Annotated in this window: 19 protein-coding genes; 16 read left to right on the forward strand and 3 right to left on the reverse strand. The window is 45.7% G+C overall.

Features of this window, described 5'->3' with window-relative positions; all coding sequences use genetic code 11:
* The first annotated feature begins 6 nt into the window (after positions 1 to 6).
* The 8 genes from fmt (at position 7) to spoVM (ending at position 8,799) form a co-directional block, all read left to right on the forward strand.
* Positions 7 to 966: a methionyl-tRNA formyltransferase gene (gene fmt, locus ACXHJ1_RS16690; RefSeq protein WP_025365200.1), complete on the forward strand. Its 960-nt coding sequence runs from the start codon at positions 7 to 9 to the stop codon at positions 964 to 966.
* Positions 963 to 2,378 carry a 16S rRNA (cytosine(967)-C(5))-methyltransferase RsmB gene (gene rsmB / locus ACXHJ1_RS16695; RefSeq protein ID WP_026065454.1) on the forward strand — a complete coding sequence of 472 codons (1,416 nt, stop codon included), beginning with the start codon at positions 963 to 965 and terminating at the stop codon, positions 2,376 to 2,378. Before fmt ends, rsmB begins: the two co-directional genes overlap by 4 nt.
* A 186-nt stretch (positions 2,379 to 2,564) precedes the next feature.
* Entirely contained in the window at positions 2,565 to 3,605 is a 1,041-nt protein-coding gene (gene rlmN, locus ACXHJ1_RS16700; RefSeq protein WP_025365198.1) for a 23S rRNA (adenine(2503)-C(2))-methyltransferase RlmN, read from the forward strand.
* A 6-nt stretch (positions 3,606 to 3,611) separates the two neighbouring features.
* Positions 3,612 to 4,388 (forward strand): Stp1/IreP family PP2C-type Ser/Thr phosphatase, encoded by a 777-nt coding sequence (locus tag ACXHJ1_RS16705; protein ID WP_016822348.1) that lies wholly within the window; start codon positions 3,612 to 3,614, stop codon positions 4,386 to 4,388.
* On the forward strand, positions 4,385 to 6,664 hold the full coding sequence (gene pknB, locus ACXHJ1_RS16710) for a Stk1 family PASTA domain-containing Ser/Thr kinase (RefSeq protein ID WP_016822347.1): 2,280 nt from the start codon (positions 4,385 to 4,387) through the stop codon (positions 6,662 to 6,664). Before ACXHJ1_RS16705 ends, pknB begins: the two co-directional genes overlap by 4 nt.
* 73 nt (positions 6,665 to 6,737) lie before the next feature.
* Complete coding sequence (gene rsgA / locus ACXHJ1_RS16715; protein ID WP_016822346.1) at positions 6,738 to 7,655, forward strand: ribosome small subunit-dependent GTPase A; 918 nt, start codon at positions 6,738 to 6,740, stop codon at positions 7,653 to 7,655.
* 4 nt (positions 7,656 to 7,659) lie between these two features.
* Complete coding sequence (gene rpe, locus ACXHJ1_RS16720) at positions 7,660 to 8,328, forward strand: ribulose-phosphate 3-epimerase (RefSeq protein WP_457904935.1); 669 nt, start codon at positions 7,660 to 7,662, stop codon at positions 8,326 to 8,328.
* Between the two features lie 390 nt (positions 8,329 to 8,718).
* Positions 8,719 to 8,799 carry a stage V sporulation protein SpoVM gene (gene spoVM, locus ACXHJ1_RS16725; protein WP_010345573.1) on the forward strand — a complete coding sequence of 27 codons (81 nt, stop codon included), beginning with the start codon at positions 8,719 to 8,721 and terminating at the stop codon, positions 8,797 to 8,799.
* A gap of 223 nt (positions 8,800 to 9,022) precedes the next feature.
* Here the strand turns inward: spoVM and rpmB are convergent, their stop codons facing one another.
* On the reverse strand, positions 9,023 to 9,211 hold the full coding sequence (rpmB, locus tag ACXHJ1_RS16730; protein ID WP_013310881.1) for a 50S ribosomal protein L28: 189 nt from the start codon (positions 9,209 to 9,211) through the stop codon (positions 9,023 to 9,025).
* A 498-nt stretch (positions 9,212 to 9,709) separates the two neighbouring features.
* Here rpmB and ACXHJ1_RS16735 point away from each other — a divergent pair, with 498 nt between their 5' ends.
* From ACXHJ1_RS16735 to ACXHJ1_RS16750, 4 genes are all read left to right on the forward strand, one after another.
* Positions 9,710 to 11,494 carry a DAK2 domain-containing protein gene (locus tag ACXHJ1_RS16735; RefSeq protein WP_447249058.1) on the forward strand — a complete coding sequence of 595 codons (1,785 nt, stop codon included), beginning with the start codon at positions 9,710 to 9,712 and terminating at the stop codon, positions 11,492 to 11,494.
* 48 nt (positions 11,495 to 11,542) lie between these two features.
* Positions 11,543 to 12,409 (forward strand): DegV family protein, encoded by an 867-nt coding sequence (locus ACXHJ1_RS16740; RefSeq protein WP_016822343.1) that lies wholly within the window; start codon positions 11,543 to 11,545, stop codon positions 12,407 to 12,409.
* A gap of 1 nt (position 12,410) precedes the next feature.
* Positions 12,411 to 14,459 carry an ATP-dependent DNA helicase RecG gene (recG, locus tag ACXHJ1_RS16745; protein WP_025365192.1) on the forward strand — a complete coding sequence of 683 codons (2,049 nt, stop codon included), beginning with the start codon at positions 12,411 to 12,413 and terminating at the stop codon, positions 14,457 to 14,459.
* A gap of 111 nt (positions 14,460 to 14,570) precedes the next feature.
* Positions 14,571 to 14,858: a stage VI sporulation protein F gene (locus ACXHJ1_RS16750; RefSeq protein WP_016822341.1), complete on the forward strand. Its 288-nt coding sequence runs from the start codon at positions 14,571 to 14,573 to the stop codon at positions 14,856 to 14,858.
* 315 nt (positions 14,859 to 15,173) lie between these two features.
* Here ACXHJ1_RS16750 and ACXHJ1_RS16755 read toward each other — a convergent pair whose 3' ends face one another.
* On the reverse strand, positions 15,174 to 16,538 hold the full coding sequence (locus tag ACXHJ1_RS16755; protein ID WP_025365191.1) for an MFS transporter: 1,365 nt from the start codon (positions 16,536 to 16,538) through the stop codon (positions 15,174 to 15,176).
* A 277-nt stretch (positions 16,539 to 16,815) separates the two neighbouring features.
* Between ACXHJ1_RS16755 and ACXHJ1_RS16760 the strand changes: the two genes are divergently transcribed.
* Complete coding sequence (locus tag ACXHJ1_RS16760; RefSeq protein ID WP_107733369.1) at positions 16,816 to 17,655, forward strand: AraC family transcriptional regulator; 840 nt, start codon at positions 16,816 to 16,818, stop codon at positions 17,653 to 17,655.
* 136 nt (positions 17,656 to 17,791) lie between these two features.
* Entirely contained in the window at positions 17,792 to 18,649 is an 858-nt protein-coding gene (locus tag ACXHJ1_RS16765; RefSeq protein ID WP_029515122.1) for a GRP family sugar transporter, read from the forward strand.
* Between the two features lie 723 nt (positions 18,650 to 19,372).
* Here ACXHJ1_RS16765 and ACXHJ1_RS16770 read toward each other — a convergent pair.
* Positions 19,373 to 20,278, reverse strand: coding sequence for a helix-turn-helix domain-containing protein (locus ACXHJ1_RS16770; RefSeq protein WP_457904936.1), 906 nt, complete (start codon positions 20,276 to 20,278; stop codon positions 19,373 to 19,375).
* A 222-nt stretch (positions 20,279 to 20,500) separates the two neighbouring features.
* Here ACXHJ1_RS16770 and ACXHJ1_RS16775 point away from each other — a divergent pair, with 222 nt between their 5' ends.
* Complete coding sequence (locus ACXHJ1_RS16775; RefSeq protein ID WP_457904937.1) at positions 20,501 to 20,758, forward strand: SDR family NAD(P)-dependent oxidoreductase; 258 nt, start codon at positions 20,501 to 20,503, stop codon at positions 20,756 to 20,758.
* Entirely contained in the window at positions 20,746 to 21,369 is a 624-nt protein-coding gene (locus ACXHJ1_RS16780) for an SDR family NAD(P)-dependent oxidoreductase (RefSeq protein WP_457904938.1), read from the forward strand. Before ACXHJ1_RS16775 ends, ACXHJ1_RS16780 begins: the two co-directional genes overlap by 13 nt.
* Positions 21,370 to 21,583 lie beyond the last annotated feature (214 nt).

A 21,583-nucleotide genomic window follows, 5' to 3' on the forward strand; every position in this document is an offset into this window, starting at 1 on the left:
GGTTCGATGAGCCAAGACATTCGTATTATCTTTATGGGTACACCTGAATTTGCAGTCCCATCGCTGAACATGTTGCTGGACAACGGATATAACGTGGTCGGTGTAATTACTCAGCCAGATAAGCCACAGGGACGGAAAAAAATATTGACGCCTACACCAGTCAAGGAAGCGGCTGAGAAGCGTGGATTGCCTGTGCTGCAACCGACACGCCTGCGTCAACCGGAAGCGGTAGCTCAGGTGGCGGAATTGCGTCCCGATCTAATCGTAACCGCAGCTTATGGACAAATTTTGCCTAAATCCGTATTAGACCTGCCTCGTTTCGGCTGTCTGAATGTGCATGGTTCGTTACTTCCCCGATATCGGGGAGGTGCACCGATCCAGCGTGCGATTATTAACGGTGAAACTGTGACAGGTGTGACGCTAATGTATATGGCGGAAGGGCTGGACACCGGCGATATGATATCGCGGGTTGAGGTGGCTATAGAGCCGGAGGATACATCGGGCACAATTTTTGAAAAGCTAAGTGTAGCCGGAGCTAGACTTTTGCAGGACGAGCTGCCCAAGTTGCTGGCAGGGCAATCAGACCGTACGCCGCAAAATGAGGACGAGGCGACCTATGCCCCGAACCTGAACCGTGATGATGAGCGCATTACATGGAGTGATAATGCAGAGCAAATATACAACCGGGTTCGCGGTCTGGTTCCTTTTTCTGGCGCGTTTACACTTTGGGAGAACAATGTTTTTAAAATATGGGCTGCGGAGCAGCCTTCCATAAATAATGAAGCGAGTGGCTCAAATGCTCCAGCACCCGGCACGGTTCTTCAATTAACCGCCCGTGGCATTGAGGTGCAGACAGGCGAAGGCACTCTCTGGCTGACCCAGGTTCAACCGGCAGGTAAGAAGGTTATGGAAGCCGGAACCTTTGCACGCGGCGGACAGATGAAGCCCGGCACGGTGCTCGGATGAGCGGGGGACACTCCCGTCAGGGAGACCAACGCAAGGGAGTGGGGACCAGATCCGACAAAACTCGCAAACAGACGGCGCGGGAAGTTGCACTTGACGTGCTGACCGGTGTGGAGCAAGAGGGCGCGTATAGCAATCTTGAGCTCAATCGCCGGCTTCAGCAGGCAGGTTTATCTGCAAGTGATGTTGGTTTGACGACGGAACTTGTATACGGTACAGTGGCACGCCGAAATACACTGGATTATTTTTTGAATAAATTTGTTCAAAAAGGAACGGCCAAGCTTCAGCCTTGGGTACGTTCGTTGCTGCGGATGAGCGTATATCAGCTGGTGTATCTGGATCGAGTTCCGGATCATGCAGTTGTTAGTGAAGCAGTGACCATTGCCAAGCGGCGCGGGCATCAGGGGATTTCCGGTATGGTCAATGGTGTGCTTCGCAGCATGCTGCGTGAGTCGGACAAGCTGCGTATTCCTGACGGTTTGTCAGCAGAGGAACGGATTTCGTTAGAACATTCCCATCCACAGTGGCTAGTTAAGCGCTGGATCAAGCAATACGGTACCGATACAGCTGAGGCTATCTGCAAGGCTAATAACGAGCCCCCTGCAGTCAGCGTGCGAGTGAATACGACGATGACCAGTCGTGATCAGCTGCTGGACGAGATGATTGCAAAAGGCATTGATGCCGTTCCTTCGGCCGTTAGCCCCTATGGGATTGTTGTTCGTAGCGGCGGAAATATGGCGCTTACCTCGTGGTATACGGACGGATTGTTGTCTGTACAGGATGAAAGCTCCATGCTTGTTGCTGAAGCGGTCGCTCCTGAGCCTGGCATGGCGGTGCTGGATTGCTGCGCAGCTCCAGGTGGCAAAACAGCTCATATGGCTGAGTTGATGAAGGATCGCGGCCGGATCGTTGCAAACGATCTGCATGCCCATAAGCATCAACTAATCCGTGAGCAAGCGAATCGGCTTGGCCTGGATGCTGTTGAGACGGTTACTGGTGATGCGTTGGATCTAAAGGAACGATATGCTCCGGCTTCTTTTGACCGTATTTTGCTGGATGCGCCATGCTCGGGCTTTGGGGTGATTCGCCGTAAACCTGATCTGCGTTGGAGCAAAACTGCGCAGGATGTTCGCGACATTACTCAACTGCAGCACGAGTTGCTGGATAGTGTGGCCGGACTGTTAAAGCCGGGTGGTATTCTGGTATACAGTACTTGCACGATTGAGCCTGACGAAAATGAAGGACAATTGGCTCGGTTTTTAAGCGAACATCCAGAGTATGAGTTGGCAAAGGATCATTCTTTTCCAGCCGTGAGTCATGAAATGGATGGTATACAGAAAGGCTCGGTACAGCTGTTACCGCAGCATTTTCACAGTGACGGATTTTATATTGCGCGTCTGCGCCGGGTAAAGTAGCTCGGAAGAGAATTCCAGGTAGCTGCCCACCAGTATTTCCACAATCCGCCGGACACTTCCGGCGGTTTTTTGCATGAAAATGAAAAATTTTTACCCCCTCAGGGATTTGTGCTAAAATAGGAAGAATGAAAAACACTGTCTGCGATTAAACAGAACTTAATGAAGAAGGAACGGGTGCAAATATTGATGAAACCTTTTATATATGATTTAACACTGGAAGAGCTTCAGGACTGGGCCAAAAACAACGGTGAGCCTGCCTTTCGGGGAGGACAAATTTTTGACTGGCTGTATGTAAAGCGGGTCAATAATTTCAGTGAGATGACGAATTTGTCCAAGGGGCTGAGAGAAAAGCTGGAGGAGCAATTCAGTTTTGTGACGCTTCACGAAATAACAAAGTTGGAATCGAAAGATGGGACTGTTAAATTTCTGTTTGGCTTACACGATGACCATGCTATTGAGACGGTTATCATGAGACATAATTACGGAAACAGTATTTGTGTAACGACTCAAGTGGGTTGCCGGATTGGCTGTACTTTTTGTGCCTCGACGCTTGGGGGTCTCAAAAGAAACCTGACGGCTGGCGAAATTACGGCACAGGTGGTGCAGGCTCAGAAAATTCTGGATAAAACGAATGAACGAGTGAGCAGTATTGTGATTATGGGCTCGGGTGAGCCTTTTGAGAACTATGAAGCGACAATGACGTTTTTGCGTACAATGATTCATGAAAAGGGCCTGAATATTGGTCAACGTCATATTACGGTGTCAACCAGCGGCATTGTGCCCAATATTTATAAATTTGCTGACGAGGATACACAGATTAATCTGGCAATATCCATTCATGCGCCCAATGATGCGTTGCGTTCGAAGCTGATGCCTGTAAATCGCCGTTATCCTTTTAAGGATGTTATGGATTCTCTTCGTTATTATCTTGCTAAGACGGGGCGGAGAATTTCGTTCGAATATGCCTTGATCGGTGGAGTAAACGACCAGGCAGAACATGCTGAAGAGCTTGCGGATGTGTTGAAGGACATGCTGTGTCACGTCAATTTGATTCCAGTCAACCATGTGCCTGAGCGCAAGTATGTGCGCACATCGCGCAGCGATATTTTTAATTTTCAACGTATTCTTGCCGAAAAAGGCGTCAATGTGACGATCCGGCGTGAACAGGGTCACGATATTGCCGCTGCCTGCGGTCAGTTGCGTGCAAAGCATATGGAGTTGGGGTGAAACCATTTGATCAAAACAGTTCATGTCAGCCATGTCGGACGTGTGCGTTCGGTAAATGAGGATTCTGCCTGGATCAGGCACTTGGAGCAAGGCTATATTCTTGGAATTGTTGCCGATGGTATGGGAGGGCATCTGGCCGGTGATACGGCCAGCCGCCTTGCGGTAGAGACACTTGCCGCTGATTTGGCGACGCTGGAGAGCGGATTATCCGCACATTCTTTGACGGCGGCGCTCAGCGACGCTATTTTGCATGCCAATGAAGTCATCTTCCAAACGGCTGCGCGCGATGACCAGTATCATAATATGGGAACGACGGTTGTTGCCGTGTTGCTCAATGATGCATCTGGAATTATCGGACATATTGGTGACAGTCGCGCCTATGTCATATCCAAAGGAACGGTACGTCAGCTTACAGAAGACCATACTTTGGTTAATGAGTTGTTCAAAAACGGTCAGATCAGTAAGGAAGAGCGGGAGAACCATCCCCGTCGCAATGTGCTGACACGGGCATTGGGCACTGATTCCGAGGTAAAGGTGGACATTGACACCATTACGCTGGAAAAAGGCGATGTACTATTACTATGCAGTGACGGATTAAGCAATTTGGTAACAGAAGAACAGATCAGTAAGGTAGTAGGTGCCGCAGAAAATCCTTTGGAGGAACGTGCGGATCGTTTGCTACATCTGGCGCTGCTTGCCGGTGGAGACGATAACATTACTGTAGCTTTGTTTGAATTGCCCGACAACACGGTTTCATTGAGTGAAAAGGGGTGTGAAGCATGATCGGGCACCTGCTTGGGGGAAGGTACGAAATTATTGAGCGCATCGGTGGCGGCGGTATGGCGCTGGTGTATAAGGCTCAAGACATTTTGCTGAATCGCAATGTCGCGGTAAAAGTGTTGCGTCAGCAATTTGTTCATGATGAGGAATTTATTCGCCGGTTTCGGCGTGAGGCACAGTCAGCGGCCTCGCTTTCTCATTCGAACGTGGTCAGTATTTATGATGTCGGCCAAGAGGATGAAATCCATTATATTGTAATGGAGTGCGTTGAAGGCAAAAATTTGAATGAGATTATTAAAGAACGTGCGCCATTACAAGTGGATGAAGCAGTGCGGATTGCTTCCCAGATTTGTGATGCGCTGGAACATGCCCACCAAAATCAGATTATTCACCGGGACATTAAGCCTCATAATATCTTAATTGGACGTAATGGACGGGTTAAGGTAACCGATTTTGGGATTGCTCGAGCTGTTACGTCAACGACAATTACTCAGACAGGTTCTGTTGTGGGTTCTGTTCATTATTTTTCACCTGAGCATGCAAAGGGTGTCATTACCGGCGAAAAATCGGACTTATATTCTTTAGGTATTGTCTTATATCAAATGCTAACGGCACAGCTTCCTTTTCTGGGAGAAAGCCCAATTAGTGTGGCACTCAAACATTTGCAAGAGGAATTTGAGGAACCGCGTAAAATTAATCCGTTGATTCCGCAAAGTGTAGAAAATGTCATTCTGAAATCGATGCGTAAAAATCCGGAGGAACGTTACCAATCAGCAGACGAAATGCTAAGGGATTTGGAGACTTGTCTGCTACCTGGGCGGCGCAATGAATCCAAGCTGGAGTTTACACATTTGGATGATGAGGACCAAACGCGGGTTATCCCAGCTATTAAGCCTCAACAATTAGGTGTGTCTTCCAGTGGTGACGATGTGCCTGTCCAACCTCGGGAGTCTGAACAGCTTCCGAACAAGCAAACGTCCAAGAAAAATAGAAAAAAAACGATCTTCTGGGTAACACTAGTGTTGGTACTACTTTTGTGCATGGGCGGCGTGGTGTACTATGTGCAAAGTGTGCTTGTCGTACCTGAGGTGAAAGTACCAAGTGTACTGACACAAACAGAAGACCAAGCGAAGGTCACTCTAAGTAAAGCAGGACTAGTCATTGATGATCCAATCCAGCATGAATATAAAGAGGGGATTGCACCGGGAGTTGTTTTTTATCAAAGCTACCCTGAAGGTTCTTTAGTCAAGGAAGGAACGGAGATTAGTCTGAAAGTCGGGATTGCCAAGCCGCTCACCCCGATGCCAGATGTCAAAGGGCAAAGCTACGAGAATGCTGTCAAGCTACTGACCGCCCAGCAGATTAAGGAAACGCAGATTCAGCAAAATGAGCAGTTCAGTGATCAGGCTGAAGGAACCGTCATTAGTCAGACACCTGCTGCAAATGAGCCATTTGATAAGGATTCGGTTCAGGTAGTGCTCACCGTCAGCAAAGGCGCTGCGACTGTTAAAATGCCGAATCTGGTAGGGATGACGCAGAGCCAGGCGGAAAATGAGGTCAAAAAGGCGGGGCTGAAGGTTGGCTCAATTAAAGAGGAATTTAGCTATGAGCAGGATAAAGGAAAAGTAACCAAACAATGGCCGTCAGAGGCGGGCAGTGATCTGCCCCCAAATACGGAAATTACGTTTTATGTAAGTACGGGTTACCCGCCAGAAGCGATTACGTTACCGTTTAATGTACCTGTGGCGCCGAAGGAAGAGGGCAAAAACAGTAAAATTCGCATCACTTATACAGATGCACGTGGAGAAAATCAGGAGTGGGGCAGCCGTACGATTAATACGACACAGGTGTTTACGATCAACCTGCTGATGGCCCCTAACAAAGACAGTGTCGTCTCCGTATTTAGAGATGGTGCTTTTGTTGACACGTATCCTGTTTCTTATATTGATGCAAAAAATGGAACGGTGACGATGCCTCAAATTGCTCCACCTGCAGGAACATCACCGACTGATACATCTGGTGGTACTTCCTCGCCGAATGGAAGTGGAAACGGTGAGGAAGGAAACAGCGGGGAATCTTCTAACGATAGTGGTAATGGTGGAGGCGACTCTAACAACCAGGAGGGGACAGAAGGCGATGGTGATCCTTCTGCTTTTGCCCCAGGAACCGATTCCTCAGGAGTTACGCGCAGTGAGTTGGCGGTTAGCAAAAAAAACAACCCCGGTCACGGTTCCCGCAAAAAGAAGGACAAAGTGATCGAGGCTGTGCAGCATCAGTAAACTTACTAGAGAAAGAAGCTTAACCTGTTCCACACAATGAAACTTGAACATTATGAAGGAGGACATCTTACACATGCCTGAAGGTCTGATCGTCAAGGCGCTTAGCGGATATTATTATGTCTCCAGCCTGGATCAGGATGGGCGTCCGGTATCCGGCGAAGCTACGGTACAATGCAGAGCACGTGGCCTTTTCAAGAAAAAAGAGATTACGCCCCTTGTCGGTGATCGAGTCGTTTACGAACTGACTGAAAACGGGGAAGGTATGGTCAAGGAGATTAGAAAGCGTACGACGGAGCTAATTCGCCCTCCAGTAGCTAATACCACGCTGGCCGTGCTGCTGTTTTCCCTGCGTGAGCCGGATTTAAACCTGCCTTTACTGGACAAATTTTTAGTCCATATTGAGCACGCCGGGCTGGATACGATTATCTGTCTGACCAAGCGCGATTTGTATGAAGGCAGCCCTTCAGAGGATGATAAGGTGCTGATGGTTCAGGAAATGTATCGGAAGATTGGTTACGAGGTGCTGGTAACCAGCGCCCGTACTGGAGAGGGTACGGCTGAGCTCAAGAAGCTGTTGGCCGGCCAAATCAGCGTGTTTTCCGGTCAGTCAGGTGTAGGGAAGTCCTCCATGCTTAATGCTTTGGAGCCTGGCTTAACGCTGGAGACGAGCGCCATAAGCAATAAGCTGGGACGAGGAAGACATACGACTCGCCATGTGGAGCTAATTCCTTTAGACAACGGCGGGTTTGTAGCAGATACACCGGGGTTTAGCCAACTGGATTTTTTAGAGCTGGGTGTGGATGAGTTATCGCCTTGTTTTCGAGAATTCCAACAATATGCGGAAGGATGCAAATTTCGGGGTTGTACGCATATTCACGAACCTGGCTGTAAAGTAAGAGAGGCCTTGGAAGAGGGACATATTTCACAGGGACGCTATGATAGCTATCTGCAGTTTTATCAGGAATTAAAAGAAAAAAAACGGAGGTATTGAGCATATGTTAAAAATAGCACCGTCGATTTTATCCGCTGATTTTGCTCGTTTGGGCAGTGAAGTCACGGAAGTCCAAGCAGCGGGGGCAGACTGGATTCATGTGGATGTTATGGATGGTCATTTTGTATCCAATATTACACTGGGCCCCCCTATCGTTCAGGCTATTCGGCCGCATACAACTCTCCCACTGGACGTTCATCTGATGATTGAGCAGCCTGAACGTTATATTAGTGATTTTGTAAAGGCAGGAGCTAATATCATCACGGTCCATGCGGAGGCCTGTGTTCATTTGCATGGTGTCCTTCACATGATCAAGCAGCAAGGCGCTCTGGCGGGAGTGGCTCTCAATCCGGGGACTTCACCATACGCGATCAAGGAAGTGCTGCCCAATGTAGATATGATTCTTGTGATGACGGTTAACCCTGGTTTTGGGGGCCAGTCCTTCATTCCAGAGACGTTGAATAAAATCAGACAAATCCGTGCTTGGTTGAACGAACTGGGTCGTCCAGACGTACATATCGAGGTGGACGGAGGTATTGCGGAGGAGACGGCACCAGCCGTATTTGAAGCGGGTGCTAACGTGTTAGTGGCAGGCAGTGCAGTGTACGGCAGAGCAGACCGTGCAGCGGCTATTGCTGCTATTCGGGATAGTGTCGCTCATTTGTCCAAGTGAAGCTAACTGAAGCACTGTGGATGACCTTAGCGAGCATGCTGACCGGTTTGACACTCAGTTGTTTCTCGCTAGTGAAGACGCCTTGGAATGCTATACTTTCACTTTTGGCTGTTCTTATTGTCCTGTTTTATTTTCGTAAAAATGAACGGCGTGGTTTGCGTATCGGTTTTGTGGTCTGCAGTGTGCTTTATTATATTCTGTTTATTTTTATACTCTCAGCATATCTCTATGTTCGCGGACTTGTCTGATGGTATAGCCTGGGATGGTTGTGCATAAATATGGTTACATGAGCGGGATTCTCATGTAGCCTTTTTTTGTGGGGCAACAACCCTTGACAGGTTGCATAAACTACAGAGAACGGATGCAGGAGGATGATGGGGAGGGTGAGGCATGAAGTTTTACACAATCAAGCTGCCAAAATTTCTGGGTGGATTCGTCAAAGCCATTTTGAATACATTCCAGAAGAACTGAAATCAAAGTAACGTTGACACAGGATGTAGGATGAAGGCGAAAGGTACACAGGAGGCACGCTTCCCGGGCACAGCAGATTGATAGCTCGGCAATAAAAGACAAGAATGCGCGGGAAGTTGCCTGACATTTTGTCCTCCTGAATCAGTGGGATATTATTCGAATAATCAAAAAAGCACCCGTTTAAAACGAGGTGCCTTTTGTTTATAACGATATTTTTTTACGACTACACGCGAGTCACTTTACCGGCTTTCAATGCACGAGTGCTGACATAAACGCGTTTCGGTTTACCGTTAACGAGAATGCGAACTTTTTGTACGTTGACGCCCCAAGTACGGCGATTACGGTTGTTAGCGTGAGATACGTGGTTACCGCTGCCAGGCTTTTTGCCTGTTACAGAACATTTACGAGACATGATTCCACCTCCTATTCTGAAAATAACCAAACTCCATATGGAATGGGTCGCTCTTCAGGCCGACTGGGTCAGCCGGACTTTATAAGTCACTAACCTGAACAAAACAATACTTAAATATAATATCATAGTCAAAAAAGCTCCGTCAACTGATTCAAAAACTTTATTTATTTCTCTTTCGCATTATAGTACAATATGGGATAGCTATTGCTGCGACTATTTTGTTTTTTAATGGAATGTGAATTCTTATTCCAGTCATGCCGGGCAGTTCAGAGGCGGGACCATAATCATCATTCCGGCCAATGATTTTTTGTTGGGCAGTTGACTGGTTTTTCATATTATATGAGCTGTGGAAAGAAACCAGAGGATGGTTACGGAAGCTTACGAAAGGGTGACATTCGTATTCGTCGTCTGGCTTTAGTATAATTCAATTGAACCTTGAACATGTGTTGTGAAGATGGATTGTAAAACAATTGTATTAAGCTAGGAAGGGGAATTCTCTTGAGTAATCGTTCTTTGAATGGAACAGACTTTACCGCGATGGTTTTAGCCGGGGCGGAACAATTACAGCAGCATGCGGAGCATGTCAATTCACTAAATGTATTCCCGGTGCCAGATGGTGATACGGGAACCAATATGAATCTGACGATGAGCGCGGGCGTAACGGAATTAAAGAGGGGAGATTCTTCCTCCATCGGTGTCATGTCCGGCATCTTATCCAAAGGCTTGCTGATGGGGGCCCGCGGCAATTCAGGGGTTATCCTGTCTCAGTTGTTCCGTGGCTTCAGCCGTTACGCTGCCCCATACGAGGAATTGAATACCCTTCAGTTCGCATCGGCATTGCAGAGCGGGGTGGATGCGGCCTACAAGGCGGTGGTCAAGCCGGTGGAGGGTACAATTCTTACCGTGGCGAAGGAAGCGGCCAGACATGCTGTGTTTTTCTCGCGCCGGACGAACGACATCACAGAACTGATGGAAGAAGTGCTTGCCAAAGCAAAGGAAACGCTCGCCATGACGCAGGACATGCTCCCTGTACTGAAGCAAGTAGGGGTTGTAGACTCGGGTGGACAAGGACTTGTGTATATTTATGAAGGATTTATGCAGCATCTTGGAAGCGGATTGGTGACATCTCCAACTTCAAAAGGCGATAGTGTACGCCCGGTTTTTGCTCCTTATGTATTGGAGAGACCTACAGCTGCGCCTGTTGCTCCTTCTCCAGATGCGCCGATTTCTGCGCAGGCGAAGCTCGAAACGGAGAATATTGAATTTTTGTATGATATGGAGTTTTTTATTAATCGACAATTGGGCGAAGCGCAAGGTACAAATTTTGATGAGGAAGCTTTCCGGAAAGCGTTGTCAGTAGATGGTGATTCGATTATCGTTATTTCGGATGATGATGTCATCAAGGTTCATGTGCATTCGAAGGCTCCAGGTGAAGTCTTGAATCTTGCGCTGCGTTACGGGGAAATTACACAGATTCGAATTTTGAATATGCGCGAGCAGCATCGTGATTTGCTGTCTGCAGGTATGGATGGTGCTCCTGAGCCTGAATGGTTTGCAGAAATACCAACAGAGCCTGCACGTGAGGAGGAGCCATCTGAGCCTCCAGCTCATGAGCTAGCACCTTTTGGCTTTATAGCTGTGGCTTCTGGTGAAGGGATTGCTGATATTTTCAAAAGCTTGGGTGTTGATGTTGTCCTTTCGGGTGGTCAGACGATGAATCCGAGCACAGAAGACTTCGTGAATGCGGCTCGCTCGATTGCGGCTCAACATATTTTTATTCTGCCGAATAATTCCAATATAATCTTGGCTGCTGAACAAGCGCGTGAATTGCTAGAGGTGGAACGTTTGGTGTCGGTGATTCCAAGCAAAACAATTCCTCAGGGCATTGCAGCAGCATTTGCTTACCAAGAGGAAGAAGCCTTTGAGGTAAACCAAGATAATATGCGGGACGCAGTTACCCGTGTGAAGTCTGGACAAGTGACCTATGCGGTTCGGGATACGACACTTGATGATCTGCATATTACAGCGGGCCACTACATTGGTATTCAGGATTCTAAGATCGTGGCGACTGAGGAGCAATTAATGGCAACATCCCGCCTTTTGCTGGCGAAAATGCTGGTGAATGGCGATGAAATTGTTACGATTCTTACAGGTTCGGACGCAAAACAAGAAGAGACAAATCAGCTTGTTGCGTGGCTTGAAGAAAATTATTCGGATGTTGAAGTGGAAGTTCATGAAGGTGGTCAGCCGATTTATCCTTATCTGTTCTCAGTGGAAACCTGATGTGCTTTGGCACACCCATGGTAGTCCACTACAAAGGAGGTCTGACTGATGAGAACTATCATTTTGACAGATAGCACGGCTGATATTCCACAGGAAATAGCAGATCGTCTCGGCATAGTCATTGTACCATTGACGGTGATGTTCGGAAGCACAGCTTACCTGGACGGTATTGAGATGTCAGCTGCACAGTTTTACAGCGAACTGGTACGGGCTGATGAACTACCTACAACGTCACAGCCATCACCAGCCCGTTTTTTGGAGACGTACACGGAGCTGCTGGAGCAATACCCCGAGAGCCAGGTTATCTCTATCCATTTATCCTCCGGTGTGAGCGGAACGTACCAGTCCGCTCTGCTGGGTAAATCCATGTTGGAGAAGCATGAAGATAGAGTGACCGTTATGGATTCCAAGTCGGCCTCGTACGGATACGGTATGCTCGTGGTTTACGCCGCAGAGCTGGCAGCTGCCGGGCAATCCCCGGCTGAAATTATTCAGGGTGTGGAACGTCTTGGAGAACGTCGTTGTTTGTATTTCCTGGTGGATACACTGGAATACTTGCAAAAAGGCGGACGAATTGGCAAGGCAGCGGCTATGGTTGGTACGTTGCTTAACATTAAGCCAATTCTTTCGATTGACAAAGAAGGTATTATTTATTCGGCTGATAAGGCGAGAGGGCATAAAAAAGCGACAGCACGAATTATTGAACTGCTGGAGCGGGATTTAAAAGGCCAAAAAATTAATATTGCTGTGGGTCATACGGCAGATCGCTCGGCGGCAGAAGCGTTTGTGGCTCAGCTGGCAGAGCATTTTGAACTGGGCGATCAAATATATACTGAACTTGGCGCTGTGATCGGAACTCATGTGGGACCAGGAACGATTGGTATTTTTGCATGGCCGGCCGGAGATGAGAGGTAATATGCTGCAATTGGATCAAATACCATTAAAACAAATACACGGCGTGAGTGCTCTCAAAGAAGGAGAGCTTCACGCTTTTGGCATTTCTAACGTGCAAGATATGCTGGAATATTATCCGTTTCGGTATGAAGATTACCGACTGCGATCGCTAAGCGAAGTGAAGGACGGAGATAAGATTACAGTACAGGCGAAAATTATGGGCATTCCGGTGCTTCAGCGTTACGGACGCAAATCAAGGTTAACTTGTAAATTGATGGCTGAGGATTGGATGTTTACTGCAACATGGTTTAATCGGCATTTTTTGAAGGATCAGCTAACATCAGGTCGTGAAATTGTGGTGACTGGGAAATGGGATCTTAAGCGAATGCAGATGACTGTTGCAGACTCTGAGTTCCCTGATAAAGGAGTGGCTCGTTCGGGGACACTTCAACCGGTGTACTCTATAGGTGGCAAGATTACGCAGAGCTGGATGCGAAAAATAATGAATCAGACGCTCCAGCAGTTTGGTGAAATGATTCCCGAGATATTGCCAGATCTGCTGGTACGCAAGTATAGTATGATGCCGCGCAAGCAGGCCATTGCAGGTATACACCAACCTCAGGACAATCGAGAGGGACAAGAGGCTCGGCGACGGATGGTGTATGAGGAACTCTTTTTATTCCAGCTGAAAATGCAGGCATTCCGAGCGTTAAATCGTGGTCGAGCGGACGGGGTGGTGCATACGGTGGATAACGCCACGATCCGTGAATTTGTGAGGGCTTTGCCTTTTGAATTAACGGATGCACAGAAGAAGGTTGAGCTTGAAATACTGTATGATCTACGCTCACCTTATTGTATGAACCGTCTGCTCCAAGGGGATGTTGGGTCGGGGAAAACTGTGGTTGCCGCCATCGGTTTATTCGCAACAGTACGTTCCGGTTTTCAGGGGGCACTGATGGTGCCAACCGAAATATTGGCCGAGCAGCATATGCGGTCGCTTCACAAGCTGTTTGAACCCTTTGGAATCAGCGTGGGGTTACTGACAGGAAGTACAACTGGGAAGAAGCGTAAGGAGTTGCTTGCCGCTCTTCAAATGGGTCTGCTGGATATTGTGGTGGGCACGCATGCCCTTATTCAGGAGGATGTGTATTTCCGCCAGCTTGGACTAGTTGTAACGGATGAGCAGCACAGGTTCGGAGTCAACCAGCGTAGTGTACTGCGCCGCAAGGGCTACAACCCCGATGTGCTGACCATGACCGCCACACCGATCCCGCGTACGCTGGCGATTACTGCTTTTGGTGATATGGATGTTTCTACAATATCAGAGCGGCCAAAGGGACGGATTCCAATTTCTACGTATTGGGTGAAGCACGAACTGATGGATCGAGTGCTCGGTTTTATTTCTCGTGAGGTAGATCAGGGACGGCAGGCTTATCTAATCTGCCCGTTGATTGAAGAGTCAGAGAAGCTGGATGTACAGAATGCCATCGATCTGCATATCCAAATGCAGCAGGCTTTTCCACATTATCGCGTTGGGCTGTTGCACGGACGAATGACTCCTGCAGAAAAGGAAGAAGTTATGCGTTCCTTCTATGCAAATGAGGTTCAGCTACTCGTTTCAACCACGGTTGTAGAGGTGGGGGTAGATGTGCCCAATGCGACGCTAATGATTATTATGGATGCAGATCGCTTTGGATTGTCCCAGCTACATCAGTTACGTGGACGTGTCGGAAGGGGCGCACATGCCTCATACTGTGTACTGATCGCTGATCCTAAGTCGGAGGTTGGTCAAGAGCGGATGAAGGTAATGACCGATACGGACGATGGTTTTGAGGTTGCTAGACGCGATCTGGATTTGAGAGGGCCGGGGGATTTCTTTGGCACCAAGCAGAGCGGGTTGCCCGAGTTTCGGTTAGCAGATATGGTAGCGGACTTTGAGGTGCTGGAAAAGGCACGTGAGGATGCAACTGATCTAATCAAGGACTCCTCTTTTTGGACATCTCCGCAGTATGAAGCACTTCGCGGTTATTTGCAAAAAGAGCAGATTTTCCAAGGGGATCTTATCGACTGACCCACCATGAATGGTGAGGATGTTCTAAACGTTTCTAACAGATAGGTACAATGGACAGGCTGACCGTCATATATTTGGGAATGACCGAATGATATGGGAGGTGTGGCAACATTGAGCTATCAGCAATATGGAATTAGTCCGCAATTGGTGGAGCGGATTAAGTTAAAAATGAAAAATCGTGCGCTCAAGGAGCGGGTTAAGCAGCAGATCGAGGGCGTGACCAAAGCAGATCTGCAAAACAAAGCTAAGGTGCGTCATCTTGTGAAGACCACTTCTGCTATTTTAAACGAGCGATTGACGGCTACACAGGAGGAGCAACTGACTGCCTTCGTATTGGCACAAAAAATTGATCCGTCTAATACGTTCCATCTGATCAAGCTATGGGGAATGTTCCGTTGATGCTGTTCGAACGGGTGCTTCAAAGCACTTTCCATGTTTTATGTGAAGCATAGATAAAAAAAGGATTGCCTGATGTTAGGCGATCCTTTTTGGCTTTATTAAGGCTTTTGTTTTTCATTCCCCGGGCAATAGGCAGTAGTCTTTTAGTGTGAAATTCTATTCGTAATAACCACCAATCTTGATAAACCGTTCCATGGCCTGTACACCTGGACGTACCGTTGTTCGGTGCAGAGAACGCTCCCTAGCCCAGAAAATTGTAAAGGTTAGCACGGTGACTGCTCCAGTAAGCGCATCACGCGAAGGACCAGAATCCGGTTACTGTACGGATGGTTCACCTTGTTCCCGTCTTGCCCGAACCTCCTGGACAATTTTACTGTTCATTGTTTCCGTCAGCTCATAATTCTTCATTGGAAATACGGAGAGAAATGTCAGAACCCCCGGAATAATTGTAAATAGTAGTGTGAGCCAAATAAGGGTTGTATTTGTTTGGACGATATTAGGCTGATAACCCGCTAACGCCAGCGCATAACCACCCACGGCGCTGCCGATTGCGGCCGCCAATTTGGCCCGGAAAACGTTAGCTGAGAAAACCATCCCCTCTGATCTGTTTCCAGTTTTCCACTCTCCATAATCGACGCAATCTGCTAGCATTGTGGACATGACAACATAGTTCAGCCCCACACCGAAAGAAATGATACAGCTGAGAATAAAGACAAGTACAATAGAGTTGCCGCAGAAGAAAAGAGCTATCATGGATATGGAGGTGATTAGCACCCCTGCTATGCTAGTGCCTTTTTTGCCGATCCACTTGGCAATGAACGGAACTGCGACATTACCTGCGATTTGAAATCCCACGGTTAGTCCCATAAACAGTGGAATGAATGCTTCGGCACCTAGGTTGTATTTGAAATAATACAAAGTAAAGGCATTACGAATGTTGGCAGTCATTTCGATAATAAAAAACGAGATGATCAACAGCCGCAAAGGTCGGTTTTCAATGAAGAATAGGCGGAGTACTCCTTTTAACGTTTGTTTTTCATGGCGAGGCACTACGTGTTTTTCTTTTACGCCAAACACCGTAAACATCATGCAGACGAAGAACAGGCCACAAAGTACAGCAACCGCTCCAGCCCAGCCGTTGAAGAAATGGACGAGGGGAAGCGCTACGACATTGACCGTCCACAAGCCGGCACTTGCAACCGTACGAGGAACAGTCACGACCTTGGTTCGTTCTGCAGCATCTTTGGTTATAGCGGCGGACAGTGACCAATACGGAATATCCAATATGGAATAGCTAATGCTCCAAGCGATATAGGTAACATAGGCATAAACCAGCTTCCCGGCGGAAGAAAGGTCCGGACTGAGGAAGAGTGCGAAGGTGGTGAGTGTTACCAAGAAAGCCCCGATGAACATGTAAGGCCTAAACTTCCCCCAACGCGTATTCGTGTTGTCGACTGCAATGCCGATAAAGATATCAACTACCGCGTCAATCACCCGTGCCACCATCAGTAATGTCCCGACTGCAAGCGCATTCAATCCAAAGCTGTCAGTATAGAAGAACATAAGATAAACGGCGGTTAAATTGTAAATAACATTCATCCCATAACTACTCAGTGAGTAAGAGATCAGCGTTTTTAAACTGACTTTGTCATTATTTTTTGCAGATGCAGAAGTAAGCATGTTTTAACCCCTTTCAAAAATTGACGATCATAACAGCTGTAATGATACGTTTAACGCAAACTTGTAAGCGTTATCTTGAGATACAGAATAACAAAAGCTGCAGGAGGAGTACATGATTTTTCTAAAGCAGATGATAGCAAAAACAAAGATTGTCGCAAATATTCACAGGTTGAAGTTTCTTTTTAGCTCTTATAACATAATTCTTAATTTATGCTATATTTGTTACGGGAACACCGCCCTTGGTTAACTTTTAAATTCTGAAACGTGGAGGTTAGGAATGAGTGAGAATATGATTCAATTTGTAGATACACGTACCAGTTCAAAACATAAAAATATTACAGATTTAATCCTATATAATTGTGGTTCCGAGCCTTGTTCTCCCAACCAGGACTTTGGGCCTATCGCCAGGGATTTCAATCTTATCCACTTTGTATTAAAGGGGAGAGGCAAACTGGTATTAGATAAGGAAACATATAACATAGAGAAAGGACAGGCTTTTTTAATCCCTGCCAATAAGGCCGCTTATTATCAAGCTGATGAGTACGAGCCATGGGAGTACAGCTGGGTGGGGTTTATGGGGATCAAATCCGAAATGTACTTGCAGAACATCTCTCTTGTTCAGGATAATCCGTATGTGGTAAGTATCGGAGACATCACTTTTTTTCATTCGACCATTCTTGAAATGCTTCGTATAGGGAATAATACGCTTTCTTCATCCTTGGCTATTCAGGGGTATTTGTGCCATATTCTCGCCAAGCTGGTGCATGAATCGGGTGAAACGACGCCTGTGAAACAAGAGCTTCCCTACTCAGTTCAAGCTATCAACTATATGGAGAAAAACTACAACGGTGGCATTCAAATCAATGAGGTGGCAGAGTATCTCGGCCTTCACCCAAATTACTTAACCTCTGTTTTTAAGCAGGAAATAGGCGAAACACCAAAGCAATATTTAATGAACATTCGGATTAAAAAGGCATGCGAGCTGTTACAGGATACCAGTTACTCTATTCAAGTAATCTCCAATTCGGTCGGTTACTCGGATCAACTGACCTTTTCACGGGCGTTTAAAAAAATGATGGGCATTTCTCCCAGCGCTTATCGTGAAAATATTCTTTGATTTTGCTATATATATCTTCTAAAAATACTGGTGATTGAGGTGGGTGTATTTTGATATCGTAAAGCTGTTGGTTTTTCTTGCATGGTATTTTAAAGGATTGCACGGAAGGACTCACTTTACGAGAGGGGAACTGCATGTGGATACACTCATTGCCTTTATTCCAGCCATAGGCTGGGGATTCATGCCCATACTGGCGCAAATGACAAAAGCCAGTCCTCGCGAGCAACTGACGGGGACGGTCATCGGTGCCGTATTGTTCGCACTGTGCCTGTATTCGTACTCACCTGTTAACTTTCAAATCACACCATTTATTGTGAGCTTTGTCTCAGGTGTGTTTTGGTCCGTAGGACAGTTGCTTCAATTTCAAGCTTTCCAGAAAGTAAGCGTTTCAACGGCCATTCCTATTATTTGTGGGCTACAACTTATGGGAACGACGCTTTTTGCAGCACTAATCTTGGGCGAATGGACGACTGGGTACCAATTTGGTATTGGATTAGCAGCGCTTATATTTATTTTGTCTGGCATCTTGCTGACGAGCTATCAGGGCAAATCAAGTGGTTTGTCCAAGCCTTTGCCCCTTCAAATTCTTGTCATGTTGGTTTGTTCGGGTATAGCCTTAACCTTGTATGTTATTATTAATCAAATCTTTCATGTTTCCGGTCTGTCGGTCATCTTACCGCAATCACTTGGCATGCTGTGTTCTGCGCTTTTAATGAACTGTAAGGGAGGGCAGAAGCTTCATCTGGTTCAGGTGCTGCGCAATTTGTCTACGGGTTTGTCGTGGAGCGTGGCAAATTTGGCGCTATTCATTTCGAATGGGCTTATTGGAGTCGCTGCCAGTTTTCCGATCTCTCAGGCGAGTATCGCCATCTCCTGCGTTGGCAGTATTCTGATTTTCAGGGAAAAGAAGAGTCCCGGGGAATGGCTTCGTCTACTGGCCGGCATTACGGTAATCATGGTCGGAGTGGGATTGATTAGTCTGGTCAAGCTCTGAGATTTAGCAATTGAATTTAGCGGAATGCGCTGATTACACCCCCGTACCTTTTGAGATAGCTTGTAGCGTACCCGTTCTCGTCCAGCGCTGCAAGCTACAGATTGCGGCTGACCGAGGCGGAAATATTGAGAAATATTAAAAATATTAGCTTTCGGAAGTAAACGGATAATGAGAAAACTCTATGTGAATGGTTTAACCATTTGCATAGAGTTTTTTTGGAATTTTGTGTTTAACAGCGGTCATAGGACGCGTAACCACTTTCAAAGGAAGTAGTTTTCAGGTGAGTAGCTTTTGAGATTGAAATAGCATCTCCATATCTTCGGGGGTTCTTTCTTTCCACGAATTACCCATTCATTCGCAAGGCCCCAAATTCCTCTCGCTGTAAAAGCATTTTTATAAATAATAGAAAGATTATCCGTTTGCTGTACTTTACTACAGTCAAAAATGTGGTGCATTAATATATGTGACAGAACAGCTTTGTACATGGCAGAAATTTCGTTGCGCAACTTCCTGATTACAGGTGGTTAAGATAGGTGTGTTATTCGGACAAGCTTATTTAGTTGTATTTTATAATAATTAATAAATGCAATGATGTTTTACAGTTTTGAGAGGCCCAAAAGGTGTCAACATAATGTTTTTATTCTATTTCAATGGATAGGATGAACATTAGGAAAAAGGCTTGTCTCAAAATAAACATAAAGACAAACCCTTTTTTAATTTTATTCATACCAAATGCTGTCTTCTGAAATCCATTGGACTCAAACCTAAGTGCGTTTTTATAAATTTTGTGAAGCTAGAAGGCTGTTCAAATCCAAGCTTCTCAGCAATTTGATGAATAGGCTCTTTAGTCGTTAAAAGCAAGTTTTCTGCAAGTTCCAGCACCCTGGATTTGATAAAATCCTGAGCTGTTCTACCGGTTTCTTTTTTTAGCATGTCCGAAAGATAATTAGGTGAATACCCCATTGCTTGAGCAAGACCTTTTACACTTGGTGTACCTGATCTTTCAATAATATCCACAGTACACAGTTCATTTAAAAGCTCTTCGAACTTGGTGACGGCGTCTTTATAAACCACTGCTCTAGTGATAAATTGCCTGCCATAAAAGCGTTTAGCGTAGTTTAAGAGTAATTCCAAATTGGACACAACGAGTTCTTTCGTGTAAAGGTCTATATTTTTACTGTATTCATTCTCAATGTTCTTCACTATACGTTCAATCGTCTCTCTTTCTTGTTCAGAGAGCTGCAAGGCTTCATTTGCTTCGTATTCAAAAAAGCTGTACTCGGATATTTTTGACCATAGTGTGGTTCCTCTGATCATGTCAGGATGAACACAAAGCATCCAGCCATCCGAATATTCAGGTGTATAATTGCCCTCAGAAATCATGATTTGACCAGGAGCTGTGAAAACAAGGCTGCCTTCACGAAAATCATAGTTTTTTCTGCCGTATTTAAAATCACATTGAGTACCACTTTTTAGAGATATCACATAAAAATTCAACATGACGTCACTGTTAAACATGGTTTCCGATGGATTAGCATTTTCAAAATTCATCGCAGTAATTAATGGATGTTTAGGTTTATTGTATCCGAGTAATTCATGTAAGTCAGATATTGATTCAACCGTTAACATGATTTGCCCTCCTTATGAACAAAACAATTCCTCGCAAATAGAAAGCTCTTCTTATCATATCCTTTGAATTTCAAGTAAGACATAGTCTAATCCACGATAAACTTGTTTGAATTACAGAACTATTTATCAGTAATCTGGACAATATCATCAGTAACCTGGATATGTACCTAATCGAATGGGTTGCAGTATAAATATATTACTTAAATGAAAAGGAGAATTACGATGATTACAAAAATCATCCTTATTACTGGAGCTACTGATGGAATCGGAAAAGTTGCGGCGAAAACCATGGCAAAGCAGGGACACACCGTGATCATTCATGGACGGAATCAAAACAAAGCACAGAAAGTATGTGAAGAGATAATTGCTAAAACAGGCAACAATAAGGTGGACATTATAACAGGTGATTTGTTTTCTCTTGCTGAGGTCAAACGCATGGCTGCAGCTTATAACAGAAATACGATCGGTTGGATGTCCTGATTAACAATGCTGGTGCTATATTCAGTAAAGATAGGGAGCTAACCAAGGAGGGACTTGAAAAGACACTGACCCTTAATGTATTTTCACCATTGCTCTTAACAGAGTTATTATTAGATGTTCTTTCAAAAAGCCCCTCAGCAAGGATCATTAATACCTCTTCCGCAACACATAGGATTGCCAAAAAACCAGATTTCAGCGATTTACAGTTGGAAAAGGACTACACCTCGTCCGGTGCGTATGCATCCTCCAAATTGTATACGATTTGGATCACAAGACACTGGTCAGCTGAACTAATGAGAAGGGGACTGAAAAATATAACTGCGAACGTGTTACATCCTGGTGCTGTTGCGACTAGATTTGGACAAGACAACGATAAAGGTTTTATTAATAATATAGTGTTTAAGTTGGCACTTCCATTCATGAATACGCCAGAAAAAGGAGCTGCTACAACCGTATATTTGGCCACATCACAAGAAGTAGAAAAGGTCAATGGGAAATTCTTTGGTAACATGAGGGAGGAAAAACCACGGGATCGATATTATTCTGTAGAAAACGAAATAAAAGTTTGGGATTACTGCCAAAAGGTTATTAGCCCTTATATGAATAAATAAGTACGGAGCAATAATAAGGTTTACGATGGCCCCTCTGCTTTCCTGAAGTTGAGGGGCTTTTTGTATTCATTTTCTTTCCTAATAATCAGTAATAGGGACAACTTTGTCTGTAATCAGGCTATGTTAACCATAGATCTGGAGTTTTAAACTATAAGTATCCATTAAGACAACCTTAGATGCGTTATCACGCTGTACCTAAGTGTAGGCTGGAAAT

Source organism: Paenibacillus sp. ALE2 (assembly GCF_054113385.1).

Coding starts and splice junctions, on each gene's coding strand:
- ACXHJ1_RS16775 (WP_457904937.1), top strand. CDS start 20,501: ATGATTACAAAAATCATCCTTATTACTGGAGCTACTGATGGAATCGGA.
- pknB (WP_016822347.1), top strand. CDS start 4,385: ATGATCGGGCACCTGCTTGGGGGAAGGTACGAAATTATTGAGCGCATC.
- spoVM (WP_010345573.1), top strand. CDS start 8,719: ATGAAGTTTTACACAATCAAGCTGCCAAAATTTCTGGGTGGATTCGTC.
- rpe (WP_457904935.1), top strand. CDS start 7,660: ATGTTAAAAATAGCACCGTCGATTTTATCCGCTGATTTTGCTCGTTTG.
- rsgA (WP_016822346.1), top strand. CDS start 6,738: ATGCCTGAAGGTCTGATCGTCAAGGCGCTTAGCGGATATTATTATGTC.
- ACXHJ1_RS16740 (WP_016822343.1), top strand. CDS start 11,543: ATGAGAACTATCATTTTGACAGATAGCACGGCTGATATTCCACAGGAA.
- recG (WP_025365192.1), top strand. CDS start 12,411: ATGCTGCAATTGGATCAAATACCATTAAAACAAATACACGGCGTGAGT.
- ACXHJ1_RS16770 (WP_457904936.1), bottom strand. CDS start 20,278: ATGTTAACGGTTGAATCAATATCTGACTTACATGAATTACTCGGATAC.
- rsmB (WP_026065454.1), top strand. CDS start 963: ATGAGCGGGGGACACTCCCGTCAGGGAGACCAACGCAAGGGAGTGGGG.
- rpmB (WP_013310881.1), bottom strand. CDS start 9,211: ATGTCTCGTAAATGTTCTGTAACAGGCAAAAAGCCTGGCAGCGGTAAC.
- ACXHJ1_RS16755 (WP_025365191.1), bottom strand. CDS start 16,538: ATGCTTACTTCTGCATCTGCAAAAAATAATGACAAAGTCAGTTTAAAA.
- ACXHJ1_RS16760 (WP_107733369.1), top strand. CDS start 16,816: ATGAGTGAGAATATGATTCAATTTGTAGATACACGTACCAGTTCAAAA.
- fmt (WP_025365200.1), top strand. CDS start 7: ATGAGCCAAGACATTCGTATTATCTTTATGGGTACACCTGAATTTGCA.
- rlmN (WP_025365198.1), top strand. CDS start 2,565: ATGAAACCTTTTATATATGATTTAACACTGGAAGAGCTTCAGGACTGG.